Raw genomic sequence first — 23,926 nt, forward strand, 5'->3', positions numbered from 1 at the left:
CAACCCCTTGGCCCACAGAACGACATGGCTACGATCCGACTTGCCTCCGCCCGCCCCGGCGCCCGCGCCGCGCCGCCGCTGCCGCGCGCGCCCGCGCGGCGGTCAGACCTCGGGCAGGCCGGTGTAGTTCTCGGCCAGCTGCGCGGCGGCCGGGCGGCACGCCGCGATGTGCTCCAGGTAGGACTGCTGCATCCGGTTGTCGAACGGCGTCGCCGCCGGGTCGGTGTGCATCAGCGACGTCATCCAGTACGAGAAGTGCTCGGCGCGCCACACCCGCCGCAGCGCGGTGTCGGAGTAGGCGTCCAGTCCGGCGGTGTCCCCCTCGGCGTATCGGCGGCGCAGGCCCTCGGCCAGCAGCATCACGTCGCGCATCGCCAGGTTCAGCCCCTTGGCGCCGGTGGGCGGCACGATGTGCGCGGCGTCCCCGGCCAGGAACAGCCGCCCGTGGCGCATCGGCTCCGTGACGAAGCTGCGCATCGGCGTGATGCTCTTGTCGGTGATCGGGCCGGTGCCCAGCTTCCAGGCGCCGTCGGCGAGCTCGAAGCGCGCGGCCAGCTCCGACCAGATGCGGTCGTCGGACCACGCCGCGGTGTCGGTCTCGGCGGGCACCTGCAGGTAGAGCCGGCTGACCGTCTCCGAGCGCATGCTGTGCAGCGCGAACCCGCGCTCGTGGCGGGCGTAGATCAGCTCGTCGCAGGAGGGCGGCACGTCGGCGAGGATGCCCAGCCAGGCGAAGGGGTAGACCTTGTCGTAGGTGCTGACGACCTCCTCGGGCAGGCTGGTGCGCCCGATCCCGTGGAAGCCGTCGCAGGCCACCACGTAGTCGCACTCCAGCACGTCCTCGTCCCCCCCGGGAGAGGCGAAGCGGACGCGCGGCCGCTCGGACTCGACGCCCTCGACCGCCGTCGCCTCGGCCTCGAAGAGGATCTGCCCGCCGTCGGTCAGGCGCCGGGCGATCAGGTCCTTGACGATCTCGGTCTGGGCCCAGATCATCACGTGGCGGCCGGTCAGGTCGGGGAAGTCGATGCGGTGGCCGCGCCCGTCGAACCGCAGCTCGATGCCGTCGTGGCGGAACCCCTCGCGGTCCATCCGCCGGCCCAGCCCCGACTCGCGCAGCGCCTCGGCCACGCCGTGCTCGACCACACCCGCGCGCTGGCGCCGCTCGCAGTAGTCGCGGTCGCGGCGCTCCAGCACGACCGAGTCGACGCCGTGCAGGTGCAGCAGGTGTGACAGGAACAGGCCGGCGGGGCCTGCTCCGATGATGGCGACTGTGGTGCGCATGATCGGGTTCGCGGCGCGCCGGAGGGTCCGGTCGTGCGGGGACCGGGCCGCCGCGCCGCTTCCCTCCCTTCTAAGAGAAGCAGGAGAAACAGGAGAACCGGAGACAGGAGAAAGCGGGTGGGGCGTTGTTCACGGCCGAGCGCAAAGGCGCCCGCCGAATCCAGTGCGGCAGCAGCGGCGGGCCGCGGCCGAAGGCGGGGTGTGCCGGCGGCGGGACGGGGACGGCGGGCGGGTCCCATCCCTAGTTCCCGTTCTGTTCCCCGAGCTCGTCCAGCACGCGCTGGGCGATGCCGAAGGCCTTGTTGGCCGCTGGGACGCCGCAGTAGATCGCGGCCTGCAGGAACACCTCGGCGATCTCGTCGCGGTCGAGCCCGTTGCGTACGGCGGCGCGCACGTGCATGCCCAGCTCGTCCCAGTGGCCCTTGGCGGTCAGGGCCGTGAGCACCATGCAGCTGCGCGTGCGGCGGTCCAGGCCCTCGCGGGTCCAGATCTCGCCCCACGCGTAGCGGGTGATGAGGTCCTGGAACGGCTCGGTGAACCCCGTCTTGGCGGCTTCGGCGCGGTCGACGTGGGCGTCGCCCAGCACCTCGCGGCGCACCCCCATCCCGGCGGCGCGGCGGGTCTCGTCGGTACTCATGTGCTGTTCTCCGTTGCGGTTCGCGGTCCGTCGCCGGGGCCGCCGCCCTCGGGCCCGGCGGCGCCGAAGTGGTCGAGCAGCAGGGCGTCGACCTCCTCGGCGCACTCCCAGCTGGCCAGGTGCGCACCGCCGTCGAGCACGTGGAGGCGCGCGTCCGGCACGGCCGCGGCGATCCGCCCGGCGTGGTCGGGCGGGGTGGCGGGGTCCTCGGATCCGGCGACGACCAGGGTCGGTGCGGCGATGCGCGGCAGCACGGGCGGCAGGTCCATGCGCTCGATGGCGGTGCAGCAGCCGGCGTAGCCCTCGTCGGAGGTGTCGGCCACCATGGCGCGCATCCGCTCGACGAGCCGGGGACGCCCGGCGGCGTAGCCGGGCGTGAACCACCGCTGCACGACGCCGTCGGCGACCGCTCCGACGCCGCGGTCGCGCACCGTGGCCGCGCGCTGACGCCATCCCTCGCGCTCCAGCTCCGCGGAGGTGCACAGCAGCGCCAGCCGGTCGACGCGCTCGGGCGCGTGCGCGGCCAGCCACATCCCGGTCATCCCGCCCAGCGACAGTCCGGCGAAGTGGGCGCGCTCGGCACCGAGGCGGTCGAGGAGCCGCAGCACGTCGCCCCCCAGGTCGGCCAGGCTGTAGGGGCCGGGGGGCGCCGGAGAGCGGCCGTGCCCGCGGGTGTCGTAGGCGACGACGCGGAAGCGGCCGGCCAGCGCCTCAACTTGGGGCCGCCACATTTCCCGGGTGCTGCCCAGCGACCCCGACAGGACGAGCAGGGGCGCATCGGGCGGCCCCTGGACGGCATGGTGCACCTCGACGCTCAAACCGTCCTCCCTCCGTTGGACTCGGTGGCTGCGGCGCGGTGGGCGGCCAGCGCCTGTTCGACCATCGCGGGCGCCGACCCCAGGTAGCCGGCCGGGTCTAGCAGCGCGTCGACCTGACCGCGGTCGCGGAGGCCGTCCAGGTGGGCGGCGAGCACCTCCGCGAGGTCCCGGCCGCTCTGCGCCGCCTCCGCACAGGCCTCGCGCACCTTCTCGTGCGCCTGCGCCCGGCCCAGCTCGGGGGCCAGATCGGTGGTGACACGCTCGGCCATGGGGAAGCCGCCGGTGGCGGCCAGGTTGGCCCGCATGGCCCCGGGCCGCACCGCGAGCCGCTCCAGCGAGGTGTCCAGCCAGGCGGCGGCCGACCCCGTCGCCTCCAGCAGCCGCGACAGCGCCGGCCACTCGGCGTGCCAGGGCCCGGCCGCCCGCTGGTGCTGCTGCACCTGGGCGGCGAACAGCGTCGAGACCAGGCCGGGCGCCTGCTCGGCGCAGGCGGCGGCCGAGACGGCGGCGATCGGGTTGCGCTTGTGCGGCAGCGTCGACGACCCGCCCACGCCTGCGCCGGCGACCTCCTCGACCTCGCCGACCTCGGTCTGGGCCAGCAGCACGACGTCGCCGGCCGCCTTGCCCGCGGCGCCGCACACCCGGCCCAGGGCGGCCGCGACGTCGGCCACGCGGCCGCGCTCGGTGTGCCAGGGCAGGTCCGGCTCGGCCAGCCCCACCTCGTCGGCGAAGGCCGCGACGACCGCCGGGCCTTGGGCGCCGAGGGAGGCCAGCGTGCCGGCCGCACCGCCCAGCTGGGCGGCGGCCCGCCGCTCCAGCACGCCGGCCAGGTGCCGGGCGGAGTCCTCAAGCCCCGCCAGCCAGCCCGCCGCCACCAGACCGAAGGTGGTGGGCAGCGCCTGCTGGAGCAGGGTGCGCCCGGCCATCACCGTCTCGCGGTGCTCGTCGGCCAGTGCGGCCAGCCGATCGGCCGCCGAGCCGGCGTGCCCGGCGACGACCGCGCCCGCCCGCCGGCTGACGAGCATCGCCGCGGTGTCCATGATGTCCTGGCTGGTGGCCCCGTAGTGGATGCGGTGGGCGGCGTCCCCGCCCACCTGCCGGGTCAGCTCGGCCACCAGCGGCACCACCGGGTTGCCCGAGCCGGCCGCGGCCGCGCCCAGCGCCCGGGCGTCGAAGTTCTCCGGGACGCATGCGGCGGTGATCGCCGCCGCGTGGTCGGAGGGCACGAGACCCACCCGGGCGTGGGCGCGGGCCAGCGCCGCCTCGGCGTCCAGCAGCGCACGCAGCCACGCCCGGTCGCCGGTCTCGGCGCCGATGCCGCCGCGGCCGAAGATTCCGCCGTAGAGGCCGCCGACCGCTCCGTCGTCCTCGCTCACGGGTCCTTCCCTTCTTCCCGCCGCCGCGCCGCCCGTCCCCCTCCGCGGGCGGCGCGGCGCGCGTGTCCGCCTGCCTGCTCGCCCCGCATCCGCCACCACCGCCGGTCAGATGTCGAAGAAGACCGTCTCATCGTCTCCCTGCAGGCGGATGTCGAAGCGGTAGCCGTCCTCGGCGGGTCGGGCGACGATCGTGGCGCGCTCGGCCTCCGACAGCGTCGACAGCACCGGGTCGGCGGCGTTGGCCGCGGCCTCCTCGGGGAAGTAGATGCGGGTGACGGTGCGGTTGAGCATCCCGCGCGCGAAAACCGAGACGTCGATGTGCGGCGCCTGCACGCCGCCGTCCGCGCCCGGTACCGGGCCGGGCTTGAGGGTGTGGATCCGGAACCGGCCCTCGGGGTCGGTCTCGCTGCGGGCGAACCCGCGGAAGTCCGGCCACGCCTGGGCGCCGCGCGGGTCGTCGGGGTGGTCGAACCGTCCGTCGGGGTCGGCCTGCCAGGTCTCGATCAGGCCGTCGGGCACGGGCGCGCCCGCACCGTCGTAGAGGGTGCCGCGGATCCAGACGCCGCCTTCGGCGCCTTCGGCGAGGGCGAAGGGGCCGTCCGGCCAGGGCAGTCCGATGTGCAGGTAGGGGCCGACGGTCTGGGACGGAGTCGTCCCGTACGCAGTGCTCATCAGTCGTCGTCCACTTCCGACTCGAAGACGGTGGACTCGCGCCCGCGCAGCACGATGTCCCACTCGTAGGCCAGCGCCCACTCCGGCGCGGTGTTGGCGTAGTCGAACCGCGCCACGAGGCGCTCCCGGGCCTTCTCGTCCGGGATGGAGTTCCACATCGGGTCCTGGAAGAACAGCGGGTCCCCCGGGAAGTACATCTGCGTGACCAGGCGCTGGGTGAAGGCGCGCCCGAACAGGGAGAAGTGGATGTGGGCCGGCCGCCAGGCGTTGTCGTGGTTCTTCCAGGGGTAGGCGCCGGGCTGGATGGTGACGAAGCGGTAGCGGCCCTGTTCGTCGGTGAGGGTGCGCCCCACGCCGGTGAAGTTGGGGTCCAGGGGGCAGGGCCAGTTGTCGCCGGTGTGGCGGTAGCGCCCGCCGGCGTTGGCCTGCCAGATCTCGATCAGCGTGTGGGGCACTGGCCGCCCGTCGCCGTCGCGGACCCGGCCGTGCACGATGATGCGCTGGCCCTGCGGCTCCTCGGCGTGCTGGCGGGTGAGGTCGTTGTCGGTCTCGCCGATGCGGTCCTCGCCCAGCAGCGGACCGGTGACCTCGGTCAGCAGGTGCGGGAGAAGGTGCAGCCGCCGCTTGGGGTGGCGCAGCGCGGTGCTGCGGTATCCGGGATAGTCCAGCGGCGGGTGCACCTCGTGATCGCGCAGGTACCCCGCCGGCGGGACCGCGCCGACGCCCGGGTCGGTGCTCATGGCTCCTGTGCCTCCTCCCTCAGAGGGAACTGGTATGGGGGCGGGCCCGCTGCGGGCCCCGCTGCGCGTCATCAGGCGTGCAGCACCACGGCGAGGCCTTGGCCCACGCCGATGCAGATCGCGGCGAGCCCCCAGCCGCCGCCGCGGCGGTGCAGCTCGTGGGCGAGCGAGCCCAGGATCCGCGCACCCGATGCGCCGAGGGGGTGGCCGATGGCGATGGCGCCGCCGTTGGGGTTGACGATCTCCGGGTCCAGGCCGGGCCACAGCCGCAGGCAGGCCAGCGACTGCGCAGCGAAGGCCTCGTTGAGCTCGACCGCGCAGAGGTCGTCCCAGCCGATGCCGGCGCGGGACAGCGCCGTCTCGGCGGCCTCGACGGGGCCGACGCCGAAGCGGTGCGGCTCGACGGCGGCGACGCCGCGGCTGACGATGCGGGCCAGGGGAGTGGCGCCGGTGGCCGAGGCCGCCGCCTCGTCGCCGATCAGCAGCGCGGCCGCGCCGTCGTTGAGCGGCGAGGAGTTTCCGGCGGTGACGGTGCCGTCGGCGCGGAACGCCGGCTTGAGGCCCGCGAGTTTCTCCAGCGAGGTTTCGCGGATGCTCTCGTCGCGCGCCTGCTCCACGCCGGGCACCGGCACGATCTCGGCGTCGAAGACGCCCTTCTCCCAGGCGCGGGCAGCGTTGGTGTGGCTCCGCAGGGCGAACGCGTCCTGCTCGGAGCGCTCGATGCCGTACAGCTCGGCGATCTGCTCGGTGCACTCGCCCAGCGAGACCGTCCACTCATGCGGCATCGCCGGGTTGACCATGCGCCAGCCCAGCGTGGTGGAGTGCAGCGTCTCGTGGCCGGCGGGAAAGCCCTTGGCGGGCTTGGGCAGCACCCAGGGGGCGCGGCTCATCGACTCCACGCCGCCGGCCAGCACCAGCGACGCGTCACCCACCGCCACCGCCCGGTTCGCGGCGATCACGGCCTCCAGGCCGGACCCGCACAGCCGGTTCAGGGTGGCGCCGGGCACGGAGGTGGGCAGCCCGGCCAGCAGCGCCGCCATGCGGGCGACGTCGCGGTTGTCCTCGCCGGCGCCGTTGGCGTCGCCGAAGTAGATGTCGTCGATGCCGGCGGGGTCGAGCCCGGGCGAGCGCTCGACGAGGCCGCGCACGGCGTGGGCGGCGAGGTCGTCGGGGCGCACCCCGGCGAGGGCGCCCCCGTGCCTGCCGAAGGGGGTGCGCACCGCGTCCAGGACGAATACGTCGGTCATTGCGGGCCTTTCCTGTGCTTGCGGGGAGCGCCGCCGCGCGGAGGCAAAGCCGGCCGGCCGCGGGAGCCCGTGCCCGCCGCCGTTCCCCGGCGGCGGGCCGGCGCGGTCGGTGGCCGCCTTTGCCGACGGGTCATTGACTATCAGCCCCCGTCCGCCTCTCGGGGCGCCGCCCCCCTCGTTTCCGGTCTACCCGCGCGCGGTCAGCGACCGCAGCACCGACAGCTCCTCGGCCGTGGGCTCGGGCGTGGCGGCCAGGTCCGGCGAGACGGCCAGCTCCCAGCCGGTGGCGGCGCGGACCTCGTCGACGGTGACGCCGGCGTGCAGCTGGACGAGGGTCAGCTCGCGGGTGGCGGGGTCGGGCTTGAGCACGCCGAGATCGGTGATGACGCGGGTGGGGCCGGCGCCGGTCAGCCCCAGGCTGTCGCGGTCGCCGGGGCCGCGGCCGTGGCCGACCGAGGTCACGAAGTCCACCCGGTCGACGAAGGCGCGGGTGCTCTGGCGGGCGATCACCACGACCTCGCGGCAGGAGGCCGCGATCTCCGGTGCGCCGCCGGCGCCCGGCAGGCGGACCTTGGGGTCGGCGTAGTCGCCGATGACGGTGGTGTTGATGTTGGCGTAGCGGTCGATCTGGGCCGCGCCGAGGAACCCGACGTCGATCCGGCCGGGCTGCAGCCAGTAGTTGAACACCTCGGGGACCGAGACCACGGTGTCGGCGCTCTCGGCGAGCACGCCGTCGCCGATGGACAGCGGCAGCGTGTCGGGGCGCGTGCCCAGTGTGCCGGACTCGTAGATCATCCACAGCCCCGGCGCGTGCGTGCGGCAGGCCAAATTCGCCGCGGTGCTGGGCAGGCCGATGCCGACGAAGCAGGCCATCTGGGAGGTCAGCGCGTGCGCGGCCGCCACCGTCATCATCTCGTCGGAGGTGTAGCCCGTCGCTGTGGTCATCTCATCCTGCCTTTCCGGGCAGCGGGGCCGAGGCGCCCATCTCGTCCTCCAGCCACTGGAGGAACGTCTGCCTGTCGCGGCCGACGGCGTCCCAGTCCTGGTAGGCGCCGTTGTCCCGGGCGTAGTAGCCGTGGGCGTAGGAGGGCCGCGAGCCGCCGGGCGCCTCCGAGACGGCGGTGACCACGCGCGAGGGCAGGATCACCTGGCCGGGGACCGGTTCGAGCTCGTCGACGACCTCCTCGACGGTGGCCAGCGAGCGCTCGGCGGCGAGCACCGCCTCCTTCTGGATGCCGGTGATGCCCCACAGCTGCACGTTGCCCGCGCGGTCGGCGCGCTGGGCGTGCACGATCGCGACGTCGGGGTTGAGGGCGGGGACGGCGGCGAGCCGCTCGCCGGTGAAGGGGCACTCGACCGTCCTGATGGTGTCGGTCCGGCCGACCAGGTCGGTGCCGGCGTAGCCGCGCAGCACCGCGAAGGGCAGGCCCGAGGCGCCGGCCACGTAGCGGTTGGCCATGCCGGCGTGGCTGTGCTCCTCGATCTCCAGGGGGCGGGGCCAGCCGTACTGGATGGCGTCGCGGAACCGGTGGAGGGAGCCGACGCCCGGGTTGCCGCCCCAGGAGAAGACCAGCTTGGCGGCGCAGCCGGCGCCGATCATCTGGTCGTAGACGATGTCGGGGGTCATCCGGACCAAGGTCAGGTCACGCCGGCCCTGCCGGATGATCTCGTGGCCCGCGGCCACCGGGATCAGGTGGGTGAAACCCTCCAGCGCGACCGTGTCCCCGTCGCCGACGAGTTCGCGCACAGCCTCGTCCAGCGGCACGATCATATGTGGTCCAAATCTGTTCGTATGCCGAATGTGTGTTCTTTATACGCACATCATTGCCGACGGTCATCCCGCGGGTCAAGAGCGGGTTAACGGGCGGCGCGCGGCGCCGGGAGCTGCGGCGAACGGGAGTGGGCTGCGGCGCGGGGCCGGGCGGCGCGCGGAGCAGGCGTCCGCCGCGGCGGAGGGGTGGTGGGGTGAGGGAGGCAGGGGTCGGATGACGGGATGTCGGGGCGCGGTGGGCGGCGCCTTCGCGGCACTCCGGCGGGCGGGTGCCGTGTGCCGGGTGCGCCGGACGTCGCCGGGGCGGCGCGACGGCAGGGCGGAGCGGCTCGGCCGAGCGCGGGGGCGCGGCGGCGGAAGGCGGGTCGGCTAGAGGTGGCCCGAGGCCCGCTGGGAGATCTCCAGGTCGGCCTCGATGCGCGCGGCGGCGGCGAGCAGGGGCGGCAGCAGGTCGCGGCGGATGTCCTCCACCGAGGAGCGGCTGGCGTGGGCGGAGACGTTGACCGCGGCCACCACGCGGCCGTCGCGGTCGCGGACGGGGGCCGCCACCGAGCGCAGCCCCTCCTCCAGTTCCTGGTCGACCAGCGCCCAGCCCTGGTTGCGCACCCGCTCGATCTCCGCGCGCAGCCGGCCCGCCGTGGTCACCGTGTAGGCGGTCAGCCGCGCCGGCTCGGTGTTGTCCAGATAGTCGTCCAGCTCCTCCGCCGGGCGGCCCGCGAGCAGCACGCGCCCCATCGAGGTGGCGTAGGCGGGGAACCGGGTGCCGACGTTGATCGCCACGTTCATGATGCGCGAGGTCGACACCCGGGCGACGTAGACGACGTCGCCGCCGTCGAGCACCGAGACCGACGAGGACTCGTGCAGCTCGGCGGCCAGGCGCTCCAGGTGCGGTTGGACGACCTCGGGCAGCCCCGCGGAGGAGAGGTAGGCGTAGCCGAGCTCCAGCACCCGCGGTGTCAGCGAGAACAGCCGGCCGTCGGTGCGCACGTAGCCCATGTCGGTCAGCGTGAGCAGGAAGCGCCGGGCCGCCGCGCGGGTCAGCCCGGTCCCTCGCGCCACCTCGCTGAGTGTCATCGTGGGGGTCTGTGCGGTGAACGCGCGTATCACGGCCAGACCGCGCTCCAGCGACTGCACGTAGTGCTCGCCTTTGGGCTGGGCGCCGGGCTCGGTGAGGTCCGTGCTCATGTCTTTTCCCTTCGGTCTGCGGGGGCGCGCGGCGAACGCGGAGTGCGCGCTGCGCCGCCCCGCGTTTCTGCGCCTAGGGGGATGTTCTCATACCGCACAAGAGAGTCCCCAGGTGGCGACGCATCCGGCCGGTTCTGGTATCCGGAATATGGGGGTTGACGTGGGTGATCACCGTCACTTATGTTCGCTCGAAGAACGCGTGTTCGTATCTCGTACAGGTGCTGGCGGATGCGATACGGTGCACAGGCACTCGATCGCAGTTGTTCGCCCGCAGCGGCGGGCGATCGGGGCCTTCGTCGCGCGTCGGCGCATCGCCGCGCAGCGGCCCGCCCGCCGCGGAGCCCGACCCGGGCACAGCGCAGCGGTCGGCAGGCGAGTGGGCCCCGGCGCCGAGCGCAGGAGACTCTCCGCGCCGGTTCGCACGCACGACCGAAGGGAGACCGGCGAGACCATGACCCCATCTTCCAGCCGCCTAGACCGACCGCCCTTCCGAGCCGACCACGTCGGCAGTCTGCTGCGTCCGCGGCACCTGCTCGACGCCCGCGCCCGCCACGCCGAGGGCGCACTGAGCGCCGACGAACTGCGCCGCATCGAGGACGACGCCGTCCGCGACGTCGTGCGCATGCAGGAGGAGGTCGGCCTCTCCACGGCCACCGACGGCGAGTTCCGCCGCGCCTCCTGGCACATGGACTTCATCTACCAGCTCGGCGGCATCACCAAGGCCGCGGGCGACATGCAGGTCACCTTCCACAACGAGCAGGGCGACATCGAGTTCACCCCCGCCGCCCTGCAGGTCAGCGGCAAGATCGGGCTGGAGCACACGATCTTCGCCGACGACTTCGCCTTCCTGCGCGACACGGTCTCCACCGGCACGCCCAAGCTGACCATCCCCTCGCCGAGCATGGTCCACTACCGCGGCGGGCAGGCCTCCATCGACCCCGCCGTCTACCCCGACGCCGAGGAGTTCTGGCACGACCTGTCGGCCGCCTACGCCGAGCAGCTCCGCCGGATGGGCGAGCTGGGCTGCACCTACCTCCAGCTCGACGACACCAGCCTCGCCTACCTCAACGACCCGCGCCAGCGCACCATGATCGACGAGCGCGGCGACAACGGCGACAGCATCCACCGCCGCTACATCTCCCAGATCAACGCCGCCCTCGCCGGCCGTCCCGAGGGCATGCGCGTCACCACCCACATGTGCCGGGGCAACTTCCGCTCCTCGTGGGTGGCCGAAGGCGGCTACGATTTCGTCGCCGAGGAGCTGTTCGGCTCGCTCGGCGTCGACGGCTTCTTCCTGGAGTTCGACGACGCCCGCTCCGGCGGGTTCGAACCCTTGCGCTTCGTCCCCGAGGGCAAGTACGTGGTCCTCGGACTGGTCACCACCAAGCGCGGTGCCCTGGAGAGCAAGGACGACCTCAAACGCCGCATTGAAGAGGCGAGCCGCTACATCCCGCTCGAGCAGCTCTGCCTCGCACCGCAGTGCGGATTCTCCAGCACCTTCGAAGGCAACGACCTCACCTACGACGAGCAGGTCGCGAAGCTGCGGCTGATCGTCGAGACCGCCGCCGAAGTCTGGGGATGACCCACCCGGGAGTACCCCACCCGCGCCCGATGAGCGGCGCGTGCCCGACAAATCACCCACCAGGAGACCCAACATGCGCCGGATGATCCTCCCCGCGGCCGCCGCCGCGGTCACGCTGCTCGCGAGTACAGCCTGCGGCGGTGGCCAGGACGGCGGCGGCGGCGACAGCGGCGGCCCCCAGAAGATCAAGGTCGGAGCGATCCCCATCGTCGACGTCGCGCCCCTGCACCTCGGCCTGGACCAGGGCATCTTCGAGAAGCACGGCATCGACATGGAGATCCAGAACACCACCGGCGGTGCCCAGGCTGTGCCCAGCGTCGTCTCCGGCGAGTTCGACTTCGCCTTCGGCAACATCACCTCGATCATCGTCGGACGCAGCAACGACCTGCCGCTGACGATCGTCGCCAACGGCGTGACGAGCACCGGCGAGCAGGGCGCCGACTTCGGCGGCGTCGTGGTGCCCGAGGGCAGTGACATCTCCGACGCCAAGGGCCTCGAAGACAAGACGATCGCCGTGAACAACCTGGAGAACATCGGCGACACCACCGTCCGCAACTCCATCCGCAAGGCCGGCGGCGACTCCGACACCGTCGAGTTCGTCGAGCTGCCCTTCCCGGAGATGCCCGCCGCGCTGGAGCGGGGCGACGTCGACGCCGCCTGGGTCGTCGAGCCGTTCCTGACCGCCTCGCTGAACAACGGCGCGACCGAGGTCGCCTCGAACTTCGTCGACGCCGACCCCAACCTCTCGGTGGCCTACTACTTCACCACCGAGCAGATCGTCAACCAGGACCCGGAGCTGGTGGACAACTTCACCGCCGCCGTCAACGAGTCCCTCACCTACGCCGAGGAGAACCCCGACGAGGTGCGCCGCATCCTCGGCGAGTACACCGAGATGGACTCCGCCACCATCGAGAAGATCCGCCTGCCGCGCTGGCCCACCGACGGCTACAAGAAGCCCGCGCAGTCGATCGCCGACCTGATGATGCACGACGGCGTCATCGAGAAGCAGCCCGACATGGACAAGCTGTTCCAATGACGGCTGATACCACCACCGCGCGTCCCCCCGCCCGTCCCTCCGGGGCGGGGGGACGCCCCCGTGCCGCGCGGCGCCCGCCCAACCGCGCGCTGCTGGGGACCGTCGGAGTGGTCGGCTTCCTGCTGGTCTGGGAAGCGGTGCCGCGTCTGGGGGTCGTCCCCGCCCGATACCTTCCGCCGGCCTCGGAGGTGCTCGCCACGCTCGGCGAGCGGCTGGCGCTGCCCGAGTTCTGGACCGCGGTGGGCGACACCGTCATGACGTGGGCGATCGGCCTGGGCATGGCCTTCGCCGCGGCCGTCGTGCTCGGGTTCGTCGTCGGCTCGGTCCCGGTGCTGCGGGCCTTCACCTCCTCGACGGTGGAGTTCCTGCGGCCCATCCCCTCCGTCGCGCTCATCCCGCTGGCCATCCTGCTCTACGGCACCGACATGGCCTCCACCCTGCTGCTGGTGGTCTACGCCGCGTTCTGGCAGATCTACATCCAGGTGCTGTACGGCGTGGCCGACATCGACCCCGTCGCCGAGCAGACCGCCCGCTCCTACGGACTGGGACGCATGGCGCGGCTGCGCTACGTCGCCTGGCCCTCGGCGCTTCCCTACATGCTGACGGGACTGCGGCTGGGAGCGGCCGTCGCGCTGATCCTGACCATCACCGGACAGCTGATCATCGGCACGCCCGGCCTGGGCCAGCAGATCTCCGTCGCCAAGAACAGCGACGCCACCGCGCTGGTCTACGCGCTCATCATCGCCACCGGCGCCCTCGGCGTCGCCGTCAACGTCGGCGTGCGCGCACTGGAGCGGCGTGCGCTGCGCTGGCACACCTCGGTCCGCGGAGAGGAGATCGCGTGAGCGCCGCGACAACGACCGCACGCACCGCCGGAGGCGCCGGAGGCGCCGGCCGCGCTGCGATGCGCGCCCTGCACATCCTGCTGCTGCCGGCGGTGCTCATCGGCGCGTGGTGGGTCGCCAGCCTGGTCTCGGGCGTGTACTACCTGCCCACACCCGGGGAGATCGCCGCCACGTTCGTCGAGGTCTGGGGGACCGAGCGGCTGCTCGAAGACGTGCTGCCCAGCGTCGGGCGGCTCTTCGGCGGCTTCGCCCTGGCCGTCGTCCTGGGCGTCGGCCTGGGCGTGGTGCTCGGGCTGTCCGCGCGCATCCGCGCCCTGCTCGAACCCGTCCTGGAGTTCTTCCGCGCCATCCCCCCGCCGGTGCTGGTCCCGTTGCTGATGCTGTTCGTCGGCGTCAGCACCACGATGAAGCTCCTGGTGATCGTCTCCGGCTGCATCTGGCCGATCCTGCTCAACACCATCGAGGGCGTACGGGCCGTGGACCCGGTGCTGGTCGACACCTGCCGCTGCTACGGGATCCGGGGCCGGCGCTGGCTGACCACGCTGGTGCTGCGCTCGGCCAGTCCGCAGATCATGGCGGGCATGCGCCAGGGCCTGTCGATCGCGATCATCCTGATGGTCATCAGCGAGATGTTCGCGAGCAGCAGCGGGCTGGGCTACACCATCATCCAGTTCCAGCGCACCTTCGCCATCCCCGAGATGTGGAGCGGCATCCTGCTGCTCGGACTTTTGGGGTTCCTGCTCTCCGTGGTCTTCGGCCTCGTCGAGCGCAAGGTGCTGAGCTGGTACAACGGAACGCGCGCCGCGGCGCGCGGGGAGTGAGCGAACCATGGCGACCACATCGACCGCACCGGCGGAACAGACCGCCGCTGCGCATAAGAAGGCCCACATGCTCGATGTCACCGGACTGCAGAAGATCTACCCGGGCCAGCACGGCGAGGTCGAGGCGCTTCGCGACCTGACCTTCCACCTCGGCGACGGGGAGCTGGCCTGCCTGGTCGGACCGTCCGGCTGCGGCAAGACGACGCTGCTCAAGTGCATCGCCGGACTGATGCGCCCCACCAGCGGCAGCGTCGTGCTGGCCGGCACGTCGGTCACCGGGCCTCCGCCGGACATGGCGGTGGTCTTCCAGGAGTACGGCCGCAGCCTGTTCCCCTGGCTGCGGGTGCGCCAGAACGTGGAGCTGCCGCTCAAGGAGAAGCGGCTGCCCGCCAAGCGCCGCCGCGAGCTGAGCGACGAGGCGCTGGACGCCGTGGGCCTGCTCAAGTCGGCCGACGCCTACCCCTGGCAGCTCTCCGGCGGCATGCAGCAGCGCGTCGCCATCGCCCGCGCGATCGCCTACGAGCCGCGCGTGCTGCTGATGGACGAGCCCTTCGCCGCAGTGGACGCCCAGACCCGGGCCGACCTGGAGGACCTCATCCGCACACTGTGGAAGCGGTTCTCGATGACGGTCCTGTTCGTCACCCACGACATCGACGAGGCGGTCTACCTGGGCCAGCGCGTCCTGGTGATGTCGTCCTCGCCGACGGTCATCCAGGACGACGTGTCCATCGACCTGGCCGACGAGCGCGACCAGATCAACACCCGCGGCGAGCACCGCTTCGCCGAGCTGCGCACGCGCATCTACGCCGAGATCCGCAACGCCTCCCAGCCCGGCGCAGCGCAGCCGCAGGAGGCGGGCAAGGAGTAGCCGCCGCGGGCACGGCGCCGAGCACCGGCGGGCCGGGCGGCTGTTCACGAACCCGGCGGGCGGCGGAGGCGCCGCCCGCCGCCGGACCCTGCGGACGGCGACGGCGGACCGCCGCCGGCGCCGCCCGGCCCCTCATCCGTTCGACGCGCAAGGAGCCAACCATGACACTGCTCAACGACCGCGAATGGCGCGGCAACGTCTTCACCGGGTCCTGGCAGCCCGCTCAGGGCGACGCCCCGGTCACCTCGCCCACCACCGGAACCGAGCTGGGCCGGATCGGGTCGGCCGGAGCCGCCGACGTGGCCGAGGCGGCCGAGCGCGCCGCCGCCGCCCAGAAGGACTGGGCCGCGGCCTCGTTCGAGGAGCGGGCCGCCGTACTGCGGCGGGCCGCCGCCAAGTTCGAGGAGGAGGCCGACGAGATCGCCTCCTGGCTGCGGCGAGAGGCCGGTTCGGCAACCGGGAAGGCGGGCTTCGAGGTCCACCTGGCGGTCACCGAGGCCTACGAGTCCGCCGCCCTGGCCTCCCAGCCCACCGGAGAGGTGCTGCGCAGCGCCCAGCCGCGGCTGAGCCTGGCCCGGCGGGTGCCGGTGGGAGTCGTCGGCGTCATCGCCCCGTTCAACTTCCCGCTGATCCTGGGCATGCGCTCCGTCGCGCCGGCGCTGGCCCTGGGCAACGCCGTCGTGCTCAAGCCCGACCCCCGCACCGCGGTCTCGGGCGGCGCCGTGATCGCGGAGGTGTTCCGCGAGGCCGGCCTGCCCGACGGCGTGCTGCAGATGCTGCCCGGCGGAGCCGAGGCCGGCGCGCAGCTGGTGGCCGACTCCAACATCGCCGTCATCTCCTTCACCGGCTCCACCGCGGCCGGGCGCAAGGTCGGCGAGGCGGCCGGCCGCCACCTCAAGCGCGCACACCTGGAGCTGGGCGGCAACTCGCCGCTGGTCGTACTGGACGACGCCGACGTCGACCGCGCCGCGTCGGTCGGCGCCTGGGGCTCCTTCCTGCACCAGGGCCAGATCTGCATGACGACCGGGCGCCACCTTGTGCACGAGTCGCTGGCCGACGCCTACGTCGAGAAGCTCGCGGCCAAGGCCGACGCGCTGACCGTGGGCGACCCCGAGCAGGAGGGCACCGCACTGGGCCCGATCATCGACGTGGGCCAGCGCGACCGCGTGCACGACCTGGTCACCCGCAGCGTGGAAGCCGGCGCCCGGGTCCGCGCCGGCGGCACCTACGACGCCCAGTTCTACCGGCCCACGGTGCTGGAGGGGGTCACCCGCGACACCCCGGCCTTCCACGAGGAGGTCTTCGGCCCGGTGGCGCCGGTCATCCGGTTCTCCACGCTGGACGAGGCCGCCGAGATCGCCGCCGCCAGCGACTACGGCCTGTCGCTGGGCATCCTCACCGGCAACCCCATGCGCGGCATGGAACTGGCCGACCGCATCCCGACCGGCATCGTGCACATCAACGACCAGACGGTCGACGACGAGGCGGTGGCGCCCTTCGGCGGCGTCCGCGCCTCGGGCACCGGCGCCCGCTTCGGCGGCACCCGCGCCAACCTGGAGGCCTTCACCGAGACCCAGTGGGTCACCATGCAAAGCGAGATCCAGCGCTACCCGTTCTAGGACGCGCCCGGCGGGGGCCGCCCGGACGCCGTCGGCGACCGTTCCGGTCGACACGGCCAGCAGCACCGGGCGGGCCCCGCTCGCGTCCGCCTGCACGAATGCGGCGACCGGCCGGCGACCGCAAGGCCGCCTTGCTCCACACTCGCAATGCCCCGGCACCCCCGCCGCGACCTCCCGGCCACGGCGCACCCACGCGCGGCGGCACACCTGCGGAAGGGCGGGTTCGCCCTGCTCGCCGGGGGAGTTCCCGCGTGCGCGTGGTGGGGGTGCGGGATCGGGATGGTGTGATCTACGTGACCGGTTGCGTCGTCGCAGGTGGTGGCGGAGTCCGGATGGCGGGTGGGACGGGGCGGGGCGCTAGGCTGGCGGCATGCCCCGCCCCTACACGCTGCTCAGCTGCGCGGTGTCGCTGGACGGCCGGATCGACGACGCCGGCCCCGAGCGGCTGCGGCTGTCCTCGCCCGAGGACTTCGACGAGGTCGACGAGCTGCGGGCGGGCTGCGACGCCATCCTCGTCGGCGCGGGCACCGTCCGCAGCGACGACCCTCGCCTTCTCGTGCGCTCCCCGGAGCGGCGGTCGCGGCGCCTCGCCCAGGGGCGCGCCGCCGACCCGGTCAAGGTCGTGCTCAGCGAGCGCGGCGGCGTCGACCCCGCTGCACGCGTGTTCACCACCGGCGACGCCGCCACGCTGGTCTACGTCGGCTCGGCCGCCCACCGCGACGCGGTGCGCCACTTCGCCGAGGCGGGCGGCGGCGCCGAAATCGTCGAGGCCGGCCGCGGCCTCGGCGCGGTCCTCGCCGACCTCGCCGCGCGCGGCGTCGAGCGGCTGCTCGTCGAGGGCGGTACCGGCGTGCACACCCGCTTCTTGACCGAAGGCCTCGCCGACGAGCTGCGGGTCGCCGTGGCGCCCTTCCTCGTGGGCGACGCCGACGCGCCGCGCTTCGTGGGACCGGGCGCGTTCGCCGATGGCCCGGACCACCCCATGCGCCTCGCCGAGGCGCGCGCCCTCGGCGACATGGCGATCCTGCGCTACCTGCCCCAGACCACGGAGTCCCGACGATGAAGCCGCCCGCCTCGCCCCGCGCCTGCGGCCTGCGGCCCGGCACCGGCCCCGAACCCGGCGAGGCCGACCGCCACTGGCTGCGCAGCGCGATCGCCCTGTCGCGCCGGTGCCCGCCCTCCGAGACCGCTTACTCCGTCGGCGCCGTGGTCGTCGACGCCTGGGGCGGTGTCATCGCAAAGGGCTACTCCCGCCGCGACGACCCGCACGAGCACGCCGAGGAGGCCGCGCTGCGCGCGGTGGACGCCGACGACCCGCGGCTGGTCTCGGCGACCCTCTACAGCTCGCTGGAGCCCTGCACGGAGCGCACGTCGCGCCCCAGCCCCTGCACCGACCTGATCCTCGCCACGCCGATTCCGCGCGTGGTGATCGCCTGGCGCGAGCCGGCGCTTTTCGCCCACGCCGAGGGCGTGGAGCGGCTGCGCGGCGCCGGCCGCACGGTCGTCGAGGATGCGGCGCTGGCCCGGGAGGCCCGTGAGGTCAACGCCCACCTGCTGGGCTGAGGCCCGCAACGGGCCGCCGGGGAGGCGGGCCCCGCCCGGGCGCCGAGAGCGGGGCTAGTAGCGGTTGACGCCGGTGACGCGGACCACGGCGTGGCCGACCTCGTCGGAGGCGGTGAGGTCGACCTCGGCGCTGATGCCCCAGTCGCGGTCGCGGCTGGGGTCGTCGAAGATCTGGCGGACCTGCCACATGCCGTCCCGCTCCTCGATGAGCAGCATGGCGGGGCCGCGCGCGTCGGGGCCGATGCCCAGCTCGTCGTGCTCGTCGAAGTAGTCCTCCATCGCCGACTCCCACGCCTCGGCGTCCCAGCCGTCCTCGCCGTCGAGCCGGCCCAGCTCGGCGTAGCGGCCCAGCGCCGCGAGCTCCACGCGGCGGAACATCGCGTTGCGCACCAGCACCTTGAACGCCCGCGGGTTCGCGGTGACCGGCTTGACGCGCTCCTCGGCGGCCTCCTCGGCTGCGTCGTCCTCGGCGGGGTTGGTCAGCTGCTCCCACTCGTCGAGGAGGCTGGAGTCGACCTGGCGGACGAGCTCGCCCAGCCACTCGATCAGGTCGCGCAGCTCCTCGGTCTTGGCGTCCTCGGGAACGGTCTGGCTCAGGGCCTTGTAGGCGCTGGCCAGGTAGCGCAGCACCAGGCCCTCCGAACGCGCGAGCTCGTAGTAGCCCACGTACTCGGTGAAGGTCATCGCCCGCTCGTAGAGGTCGCGGGCGACGGACTTGGGCCGCAGCGGGTGGTCGCCCACCCACGGGTGGCCGCGCCGGTAGACCTCGTAGGCGTGGTCGAGCAGCTCCTCCAGCGGCTTGGGGTACTCGATCTCCTCCAGCCGCTCCATGCGCTCCTCGTACTCGACGCCGTCGGCCTTCATCTGCGCCACGGCCTCTCCGCGGGCCTTGTTCAGCTGGGCGCCGAGGATCTGGCGGGGGTCGTCGAGGGTGGACTCGACGACGGTCAGCACGTCCAGCGGGTAGGTGGGCGCCGCGGGGTCGAGCAGCTCCAGCGCCGCCAGCGCGAAGGTGGACAGCGGCTGGTTCAGCGCGAAGTCGGGCTGGAGGTCGACGGTCAGCCGGGCGACGCGGCCGGTCCCGTCCGGTTCCTCCAGGCGCTCCACGATCCCGCCGTCGATCAGCGAGCGGTAGATGGCCACCGCCTCGCTGATGTGCCGGCGCTGCGTGGGGCGGTCCTCGTGGTTGTCGGTGAGCAGATGGCGCATGCCCGCGAAGCAGTCGCCGGGGCGGGCGATGACGCTGAGCAGCATGGCGTTGCTGACCCGGAACCGCGACTTCAGCGGCTCGGGCTCGGCCGCGATGAGCTTCTCGAAGGTGTTCTGGTCCCAGCCGACGAAGCCGTCGGGCGCCTTCTTGCGCACCACCTTGCGCCGCTTCTTGGGGTCGTCGCCGACCTTGGCCAGCGCCTTCTCGTTCTCGATGACGTGCTCAGGCGCCTGCAGGACCACGTTGCCCACGGTGTCGTAGCCCGCGCGCCCGGCGCGCCCGGCGATCTGGTGGAACTCGCGGGCGCTCAGCCGCCGCACACGGGAGCCGTCGTACTTGCTCAGCGCGGTGAACAGCACGGTGCGGATGGGTACGTTGACCCCCACGCCCAGCGTGTCGGTGCCGCAGATGACCTTCAGCAGACCCGCCTGCGCGAGGCGCTCGACCAGGCGCCGGTACTTGGGCAGCATTCCGGCGTGGTGCACGCCGATGCCGTGCCGCACGTAGCGGGAGAGGTTGCGCCCGAACCTGGTCGTGAAGCGGAACCTGCCGATCTCGGCGGCGATGGCGTCCTTCTCGGCCCGGGAGCACATGTTGATGCTGGTCAGCGACTGGGCGCGTTCGACCGCCTGCGCCTGCGTGAAGTGCACGATGTAGACCGGGGCCTCGCGGGTCTCCAGCAGCTCCTCAAGGGTCTCGTGCAGCGGCGTGGTGCGGTAGGAGTAGTACAGCGGGACCGGCCGCTCGGCGGAGCTGACCACGGAGGTCGTGCGGCCGGTGCGGCGGGTGAGGTCGTCCTCGAAGCGGCTGACGTCGCCCAGGGTGGCCGACATCAGCAGGAACTGCACCTGCGGCAGCTCCAGCAGCGGCACCTGCCAGGCCCACCCGCGGTCGGGCTCGCCGTAGAAGTGGAACTCGTCCATGACCACGGTGCCGATGTCGGCCCCGGCGCCGTCGCGCAGCGCGATCTGGGCCAGGACCTCGGCCGTGCAGCACACGATCGGGGCGTCGGCGTTGACGCTGGCGTCGCCGGTCATCATCCCGACGTTGTCGGTGCCGAAGACGGCGCACAGCTCGAAGAACTTCTCCGACACCAGCGCCTTGATGGGCGCGGTGTAGAACGCGCACTCGTCGCGCCCGAGGGCGGCGAACAGCGCGCCGGCGGCGACCAGGCTCTTGCCGGAGCCGGTGGGGGTGCTCAGGACGACGTTGGAGCCCGACACCACCTCGATGAGGGCTTCCTCCTGGTGCGGGTAGAGGGTGAGCCCGCGATCACCGGCCCACGACGCGAACGCTTCGAAGAGGGAATCGGGTTCGGGGCGGGCGGGAAGCTGATCGATGAGACTCACGCATTCCATACTGCCTGCTCCGGGTGACCGCCCGGGCCACTCGTCCGCAGGCCCCGTGCAGGGGCCCGCCGGGCCGCCCGCCGCGCGTACCCGCGCGGCGGGCCCCGGGGCGCAGGCCCGCGGGTGCGCGGATCCGCGCGTGCGCGGGAGGGTGCTCAGCCCAGGTGCTCGGCCAGGAACGCCAGGTTCTCCTCGGTGGCGAACGCGTCGCCGCCCTCGTGCCCGTTGAACTCCCACAGCCGCATCCGCTTGGGCCCGGCGTAGGCGTTGTAGACGGCGTAGCAGGTGGAGGGCGGGGTCACCGCGTCCATGCCCGCCGCGCTGAACCGCGCGGGCGCGGTGGCGCGGGAGGCGAAGTTGAGCGCGTCGGCGTAGGCCAGCGTCGAGAACACGCGTTCGGCGCTGTCCCGGTAGGAGCGGCAGTACTCCGCGATCTCCAGGTAGGGCCCCTGCGAGGCGATCTCGGCGGCGCGGCGGAAGTGCGACAGGAACGGCACGTCGGCGACGACGGCCGCCACGCCGGGAGCCAGCGCGCCCGCCGCGACCGCCAGCCCGCCGCCCTGGCTCGCGCCCACCACGGCCACGCGGTCGGGGTCGACGCTTTCGAAGGAGCGGGCGGCGGCGACCGCGCGGACGGCGTCGGTGATGACCCGGCGGTAGTAGTAGCGGTGCGGGTCCAGCACGCCCTTGGTCATGAACCCCGGCCGGTGCGGGTGCGGCGAGTCCTCGGGGTCGGGGGTGTCCCCGGTGCCGCGGTCGGTGGTGCCCTGGCCGCGCACGTCCATCACCAGGTGGGCGTAGCCGCAGGAGGCGTACTCCAGGGCGCTGAGCGGGTTGGCGCGGCCGCTGCCGTAGCCGGGGAACCGGACCACGCAGGGCAGCCGCCCGCTGCGGGCGCGCGGCAGCGTCAGCCAGGCCTTGACCGTGTGCCCTCCGAAGCCCGGGAAGCCGACGTCGAAGACGTCCAGTGTGGTCAGGGGGGTGCGATGAACGGCGGCCGACACGGGGGCCTCGCGGCGGGCGGCCTCGCCGAGCGTCTGGGCCCAGAAGTCGTCGAAGTCGGCGGGGGCGGTGGAGGCGGCGCGGTAGCCGGGGAGCTCTGCGAGCGGGAGGTCGGTTCGCGGCATACCGGCATCGTAGGCAACCGCCCCCGGGCGCACGGCGTGCAGGGGCCGGGATGCGGGCCCGGCGGGGCCGCACCCCGGCCGCGCGTGTGCGCCGAGCCGGAGGCTCCGGTCTAGATCAGGCCGAGCTTGCGGACGGTGTCGCGCTCCTCGGTGAGCTCCTGGACGGAGGCGTCGATGCGCTCGCGCGAGAACGCGTCGATGTCCAGGTCCTGCACGATCTCCCAGCGGCCGCCGCGCGAGACGGCGGGGAAGGAGGAGATGAGGCCCTCGGGGACGCCGTAGGAGCCGTCCGAGGGGAAGGCCGCGGAGGTCCAGTCGCCCTCGGGGGTGCCGCGCACCCAGTCGTGGACGTGGTCGATGGCGGCGTTGGCGGCCGAGGCGGCGGAGGAGGCGCCGCGCGCCTCGATGATGGCCGCGCCGCGCTTGGCCACGGTCGGGATGAACTCGTCGCGCACCCACGCCTCGTCGCCGACCTGCGCAGCGGCGCCGGCGCCGGACACCTCGGCGTGGGTGATGTCGGGGTACTGCGTCGCGGAGTGGTTGCCCCACACCGCCAGCTTCTTGATGTCGGTGACGGACACGCCGAGCCTCTTGGCGAGCTGGCTCAGCGCGCGGTTGTGGTCCAGCCGCATCATGGCGTTGAACCGCTCGGCCGGGATGTCGGGCGCATGCGCCTGGGCGATCAGCGCGTTGGTGTTGGCGGGGTTGCCCACGACCAGCACCCGCACGTCGTCGGCGGCGCCGGCGTTGATCGCCTCGCCCTGCGGCTTGAAGATGCCGCCGTTGGCCTCAAGGAGGTCGCCGCGCTCCATGCCCTTGGTGCGCGGGCGCGCGCCCACCAACAGGCCGACGTTGGCGCCCTCGAACGCCGGGCGCGCGTCGTCGAAGATGTCGATGCCCTTCAGCAGCGGGAACGCGCAGTCGTCCAGCTCCATCGCGGTGCCCTCGGCGGCCTTGACCGCCGGGGGGATCTCCAGCAGACGGAGCTTGACGGGCGTGTCGGGGCCCAGAAGCTGACCCGAGGCGATGCGGAACAGCAGCGCGTAGCCGATCTGCCCGGCTGCCCCGGTGACGGTGACGTTGACAGGTACTTGGGCCATGACCTTCTTCTCCTGATGACGGTTGTGCGACCGGCGATGCTCTCCGCGGCCCTGCGGCCCCCGGCGTCCGCCTCCGCACACGGTGCCCCGCCGGCGCTGCCGAACGGCGCCGCGGCACCCCACCCTAGCCGTGCCGACGGCGGCGGCCGCGCCCCGCCCCACCTGCGTGTGCGGACCGATCGGCGGGAGGGGGCAGCGCGGCCGCGCAACCTCGGCCTCCCCTGCGGCTTTCCGGCAGAATGGGAGGAGCGGGGTGCTGTTAAGATAACGGCGTTCCCGACCGAGCACCCCGGCCGGGCAGCCATCGGCGGGACTCACTCCCGCCCCGTGGCGGGGCGGTAGCTCAGCTGGTCAGAGCAGAGGACTCATAATCCTTGGGTCGCGGGTTCGAGCCCCGCCCGCCCTACCCTTCCCGGACATGCAAAAAGCGCCGCTGACCTGCGCGAAGCAGGCCAGCGGCGCAGCGCCAGGCGTCCGGTCGGTTGCGGCGCGGAGCGGCTTCGCCCGGCGGGCCGGGGCGAATACCGGGTGAAGCCGGCTGCCTCTCGGAAGCCCCCGAACCGGCCGTTCTGCGGACCTCACGAGTATGACCGGCCCCGCTACACTGCGCAGGCGTGACCTCCTACATCTCCCACACCAGCGTCGACTGCCGGAACGCCTACGATCTCGCCGAATGGTGGAAGCCCGTTCTCGGCTACACGGACCTCCCCGGCGACCCGAACGAGCCGGGGCACCCGGAGTGCATGATCATCGACCCCGAGTCCGCCCACCGGGTGTTGTTCATCGAGGTGTCCGAGGAGAAGCCCGCGAAGAACCGGCTGCACTTCGACCTGCGTCCGCGCACGGGAACCCGGGACGAGGAGGTGGACCGCCTGCTCGGGAGAGGGGCGGCGCGGGTGGCCGACCACCGCGGAATCCATGGGCCCGGCAGCGGTTGGGTCGTGCTCGCCGACCCGGAGGGCAACGAGTTCTGCGTGTTGCGATCCGACGCCGAACTGGTCGAGCAGAACACCCGACCTGCCGTTTGACCCCGAACAGTGAGGGGTGGAGCGGCTCACCCCCGCCGAGCACGAAGCCGC

At 73.2% G+C, this 23,926-nt stretch carries 22 protein-coding genes and 1 tRNA gene; 10 read left to right on the forward strand and 13 right to left on the reverse strand.

Annotated elements, in window-relative coordinates:
• Positions 1-102: 102 nt before the first annotated feature.
• The 10 genes from ABEA15_RS00005 to ABEA15_RS00050 all read right to left on the reverse strand — a co-directional run bounded on the left by ABEA15_RS00005 (position 103) and on the right by ABEA15_RS00050 (position 9,727).
• A complete protein-coding gene (locus tag ABEA15_RS00005; RefSeq protein ID WP_345554894.1) occupies positions 103-1,281 on the reverse strand; it encodes a 4-hydroxybenzoate 3-monooxygenase in 1,179 nt (392 codons plus the stop codon).
• A 241-nt stretch (positions 1,282-1,522) separates the two neighbouring features.
• Positions 1,523-1,918 carry a 4-carboxymuconolactone decarboxylase gene (pcaC, locus tag ABEA15_RS00010; RefSeq protein WP_344140411.1) on the reverse strand — a complete coding sequence of 132 codons (396 nt, stop codon included), beginning with the start codon at positions 1,916-1,918 and terminating at the stop codon, positions 1,523-1,525.
• A complete protein-coding gene (pcaD, locus tag ABEA15_RS00015) occupies positions 1,915-2,736 on the reverse strand; it encodes a 3-oxoadipate enol-lactonase (protein ID WP_345554895.1) in 822 nt (273 codons plus the stop codon). Before pcaD ends, pcaC begins: the two co-directional genes overlap by 4 nt.
• Positions 2,733-4,112, reverse strand: coding sequence for a 3-carboxy-cis,cis-muconate cycloisomerase (gene pcaB / locus ABEA15_RS00020; RefSeq protein ID WP_345554896.1), 1,380 nt, complete (start codon positions 4,110-4,112; stop codon positions 2,733-2,735). Before pcaB ends, pcaD begins: the two co-directional genes overlap by 4 nt.
• A 105-nt stretch (positions 4,113-4,217) precedes the next feature.
• On the reverse strand, positions 4,218-4,784 hold the full coding sequence (gene pcaG / locus ABEA15_RS00025; RefSeq protein ID WP_345554897.1) for a protocatechuate 3,4-dioxygenase subunit alpha: 567 nt from the start codon (positions 4,782-4,784) through the stop codon (positions 4,218-4,220).
• Positions 4,784-5,524 (reverse strand): protocatechuate 3,4-dioxygenase subunit beta, encoded by a 741-nt coding sequence (gene pcaH, locus ABEA15_RS00030; RefSeq protein WP_345554898.1) that lies wholly within the window; start codon positions 5,522-5,524, stop codon positions 4,784-4,786. Before pcaH ends, pcaG begins: the two co-directional genes overlap by 1 nt.
• A gap of 71 nt (positions 5,525-5,595) precedes the next feature.
• A complete protein-coding gene (locus tag ABEA15_RS00035) occupies positions 5,596-6,771 on the reverse strand; it encodes a thiolase family protein (RefSeq protein ID WP_345554899.1) in 1,176 nt (391 codons plus the stop codon).
• A gap of 186 nt (positions 6,772-6,957) precedes the next feature.
• Positions 6,958-7,716 carry a CoA-transferase subunit beta gene (locus ABEA15_RS00040; protein ID WP_345554900.1) on the reverse strand — a complete coding sequence of 253 codons (759 nt, stop codon included), beginning with the start codon at positions 7,714-7,716 and terminating at the stop codon, positions 6,958-6,960.
• Between the two features lies 1 nt (position 7,717).
• Positions 7,718-8,542: a CoA transferase subunit A gene (locus tag ABEA15_RS00045; protein WP_344140398.1), complete on the reverse strand. Its 825-nt coding sequence runs from the start codon at positions 8,540-8,542 to the stop codon at positions 7,718-7,720.
• Positions 8,543-8,911: 369 nt separating this feature from the next.
• Positions 8,912-9,727, reverse strand: coding sequence for an IclR family transcriptional regulator domain-containing protein (locus ABEA15_RS00050; protein ID WP_344140396.1), 816 nt, complete (start codon positions 9,725-9,727; stop codon positions 8,912-8,914).
• Positions 9,728-10,178: 451 nt separating this feature from the next.
• Between ABEA15_RS00050 and ABEA15_RS00055 the strand changes: the two genes are divergently transcribed.
• The 8 genes from ABEA15_RS00055 (at position 10,179) to ABEA15_RS00090 (ending at position 18,061) form a co-directional block, all read left to right on the forward strand.
• Positions 10,179-11,309, forward strand: a complete 1,131-nt coding sequence (locus ABEA15_RS00055) for a 5-methyltetrahydropteroyltriglutamate--homocysteine S-methyltransferase (protein WP_345554901.1) — start codon at positions 10,179-10,181, stop codon at positions 11,307-11,309.
• A 40-nt stretch (positions 11,310-11,349) separates the two neighbouring features.
• Complete coding sequence (locus ABEA15_RS00060) at positions 11,350-12,345, forward strand: ABC transporter substrate-binding protein (protein ID WP_344140392.1); 996 nt, start codon at positions 11,350-11,352, stop codon at positions 12,343-12,345.
• Complete coding sequence (locus ABEA15_RS00065) at positions 12,342-13,190, forward strand: ABC transporter permease (RefSeq protein WP_344140390.1); 849 nt, start codon at positions 12,342-12,344, stop codon at positions 13,188-13,190. The genes ABEA15_RS00060 and ABEA15_RS00065 overlap by 4 nt, the downstream gene beginning before the upstream one ends.
• A gap of 59 nt (positions 13,191-13,249) precedes the next feature.
• On the forward strand, positions 13,250-14,011 hold the full coding sequence (locus tag ABEA15_RS00070; RefSeq protein WP_344140764.1) for an ABC transporter permease: 762 nt from the start codon (positions 13,250-13,252) through the stop codon (positions 14,009-14,011).
• Positions 14,012-14,078: 67 nt separating this feature from the next.
• Positions 14,079-14,879: an ABC transporter ATP-binding protein gene (locus ABEA15_RS00075; protein ID WP_344140763.1), complete on the forward strand. Its 801-nt coding sequence runs from the start codon at positions 14,079-14,081 to the stop codon at positions 14,877-14,879.
• A gap of 161 nt (positions 14,880-15,040) precedes the next feature.
• Positions 15,041-16,498, forward strand: coding sequence for an aldehyde dehydrogenase family protein (locus ABEA15_RS00080; protein ID WP_344140388.1), 1,458 nt, complete (start codon positions 15,041-15,043; stop codon positions 16,496-16,498).
• A gap of 370 nt (positions 16,499-16,868) precedes the next feature.
• Entirely contained in the window at positions 16,869-17,561 is a 693-nt protein-coding gene (locus ABEA15_RS00085) for a RibD family protein (RefSeq protein ID WP_345554902.1), read from the forward strand.
• Positions 17,558-18,061 carry a cytidine/deoxycytidylate deaminase family protein gene (locus ABEA15_RS00090; protein WP_345554903.1) on the forward strand — a complete coding sequence of 168 codons (504 nt, stop codon included), beginning with the start codon at positions 17,558-17,560 and terminating at the stop codon, positions 18,059-18,061. The genes ABEA15_RS00085 and ABEA15_RS00090 overlap by 4 nt, the downstream gene beginning before the upstream one ends.
• 54 nt (positions 18,062-18,115) lie before the next feature.
• Here ABEA15_RS00090 and ABEA15_RS00095 read toward each other — a convergent pair whose 3' ends face one another.
• The 3 genes from ABEA15_RS00095 to ABEA15_RS00105 all read right to left on the reverse strand — a co-directional run bounded on the left by ABEA15_RS00095 (position 18,116) and on the right by ABEA15_RS00105 (position 22,847).
• Positions 18,116-20,629 (reverse strand): DEAD/DEAH box helicase, encoded by a 2,514-nt coding sequence (locus ABEA15_RS00095; protein WP_345554904.1) that lies wholly within the window; start codon positions 20,627-20,629, stop codon positions 18,116-18,118.
• Between the two features lie 146 nt (positions 20,630-20,775).
• Positions 20,776-21,747: an acetylxylan esterase gene (locus ABEA15_RS00100; protein WP_345554905.1), complete on the reverse strand. Its 972-nt coding sequence runs from the start codon at positions 21,745-21,747 to the stop codon at positions 20,776-20,778.
• 110 nt (positions 21,748-21,857) lie between these two features.
• Entirely contained in the window at positions 21,858-22,847 is a 990-nt protein-coding gene (locus ABEA15_RS00105) for a malate dehydrogenase (RefSeq protein WP_345554906.1), read from the reverse strand.
• 332 nt (positions 22,848-23,179) lie between these two features.
• Between ABEA15_RS00105 and ABEA15_RS00110 the strand changes: the two genes are divergently transcribed.
• A tRNA-Ile gene (locus ABEA15_RS00110) sits at positions 23,180-23,253 on the forward strand.
• 208 nt (positions 23,254-23,461) lie between these two features.
• Entirely contained in the window at positions 23,462-23,875 is a 414-nt protein-coding gene (locus tag ABEA15_RS00115) for a VOC family protein (RefSeq protein WP_344140377.1), read from the forward strand.
• The last annotated feature ends 51 nt before the right edge of the window (positions 23,876-23,926 follow it).

It is taken from the genome of Streptomonospora halophila (assembly GCF_039542725.1).
GTDB classification, from domain to species: Bacteria; Actinomycetota; Actinomycetes; order Streptosporangiales; family Streptosporangiaceae; genus Streptomonospora; species Streptomonospora halophila.

Excerpts from the sequence above, each read along its gene's own strand:
- ABEA15_RS00050 (WP_344140396.1), bottom strand. The coding sequence starts at position 9,727 with ATGAGCACGGACCTCACCGAGCCCGGCGCCCAGCCCAAAGGCGAGCAC.
- ABEA15_RS00085 (WP_345554902.1), top strand. The coding sequence starts at position 16,869 with ATGCCCCGCCCCTACACGCTGCTCAGCTGCGCGGTGTCGCTGGACGGC.
- ABEA15_RS00080 (WP_344140388.1), top strand. The coding sequence starts at position 15,041 with ATGACACTGCTCAACGACCGCGAATGGCGCGGCAACGTCTTCACCGGG.
- ABEA15_RS00100 (WP_345554905.1), bottom strand. The coding sequence starts at position 21,747 with ATGCCGCGAACCGACCTCCCGCTCGCAGAGCTCCCCGGCTACCGCGCC.
- ABEA15_RS00040 (WP_345554900.1), bottom strand. The coding sequence starts at position 7,716 with ATGACCACAGCGACGGGCTACACCTCCGACGAGATGATGACGGTGGCG.
- ABEA15_RS00065 (WP_344140390.1), top strand. The coding sequence starts at position 12,342 with ATGACGGCTGATACCACCACCGCGCGTCCCCCCGCCCGTCCCTCCGGG.
- ABEA15_RS00035 (WP_345554899.1), bottom strand. The coding sequence starts at position 6,771 with ATGACCGACGTATTCGTCCTGGACGCGGTGCGCACCCCCTTCGGCAGG.
- ABEA15_RS00075 (WP_344140763.1), top strand. The coding sequence starts at position 14,079 with ATGCTCGATGTCACCGGACTGCAGAAGATCTACCCGGGCCAGCACGGC.
- ABEA15_RS00055 (WP_345554901.1), top strand. The coding sequence starts at position 10,179 with ATGACCCCATCTTCCAGCCGCCTAGACCGACCGCCCTTCCGAGCCGAC.
- pcaC (WP_344140411.1), bottom strand. The coding sequence starts at position 1,918 with ATGAGTACCGACGAGACCCGCCGCGCCGCCGGGATGGGGGTGCGCCGC.
- ABEA15_RS00005 (WP_345554894.1), bottom strand. The coding sequence starts at position 1,281 with ATGCGCACCACAGTCGCCATCATCGGAGCAGGCCCCGCCGGCCTGTTC.
- ABEA15_RS00095 (WP_345554904.1), bottom strand. The coding sequence starts at position 20,629 with ATGGAATGCGTGAGTCTCATCGATCAGCTTCCCGCCCGCCCCGAACCC.
- ABEA15_RS00070 (WP_344140764.1), top strand. The coding sequence starts at position 13,250 with ATGCGCGCCCTGCACATCCTGCTGCTGCCGGCGGTGCTCATCGGCGCG.
- ABEA15_RS00090 (WP_345554903.1), top strand. The coding sequence starts at position 17,558 with ATGAAGCCGCCCGCCTCGCCCCGCGCCTGCGGCCTGCGGCCCGGCACC.
- pcaH (WP_345554898.1), bottom strand. The coding sequence starts at position 5,524 with ATGAGCACCGACCCGGGCGTCGGCGCGGTCCCGCCGGCGGGGTACCTG.
- pcaG (WP_345554897.1), bottom strand. The coding sequence starts at position 4,784 with ATGAGCACTGCGTACGGGACGACTCCGTCCCAGACCGTCGGCCCCTAC.
- ABEA15_RS00045 (WP_344140398.1), bottom strand. The coding sequence starts at position 8,542 with ATGATCGTGCCGCTGGACGAGGCTGTGCGCGAACTCGTCGGCGACGGG.
- ABEA15_RS00105 (WP_345554906.1), bottom strand. The coding sequence starts at position 22,847 with ATGGCCCAAGTACCTGTCAACGTCACCGTCACCGGGGCAGCCGGGCAG.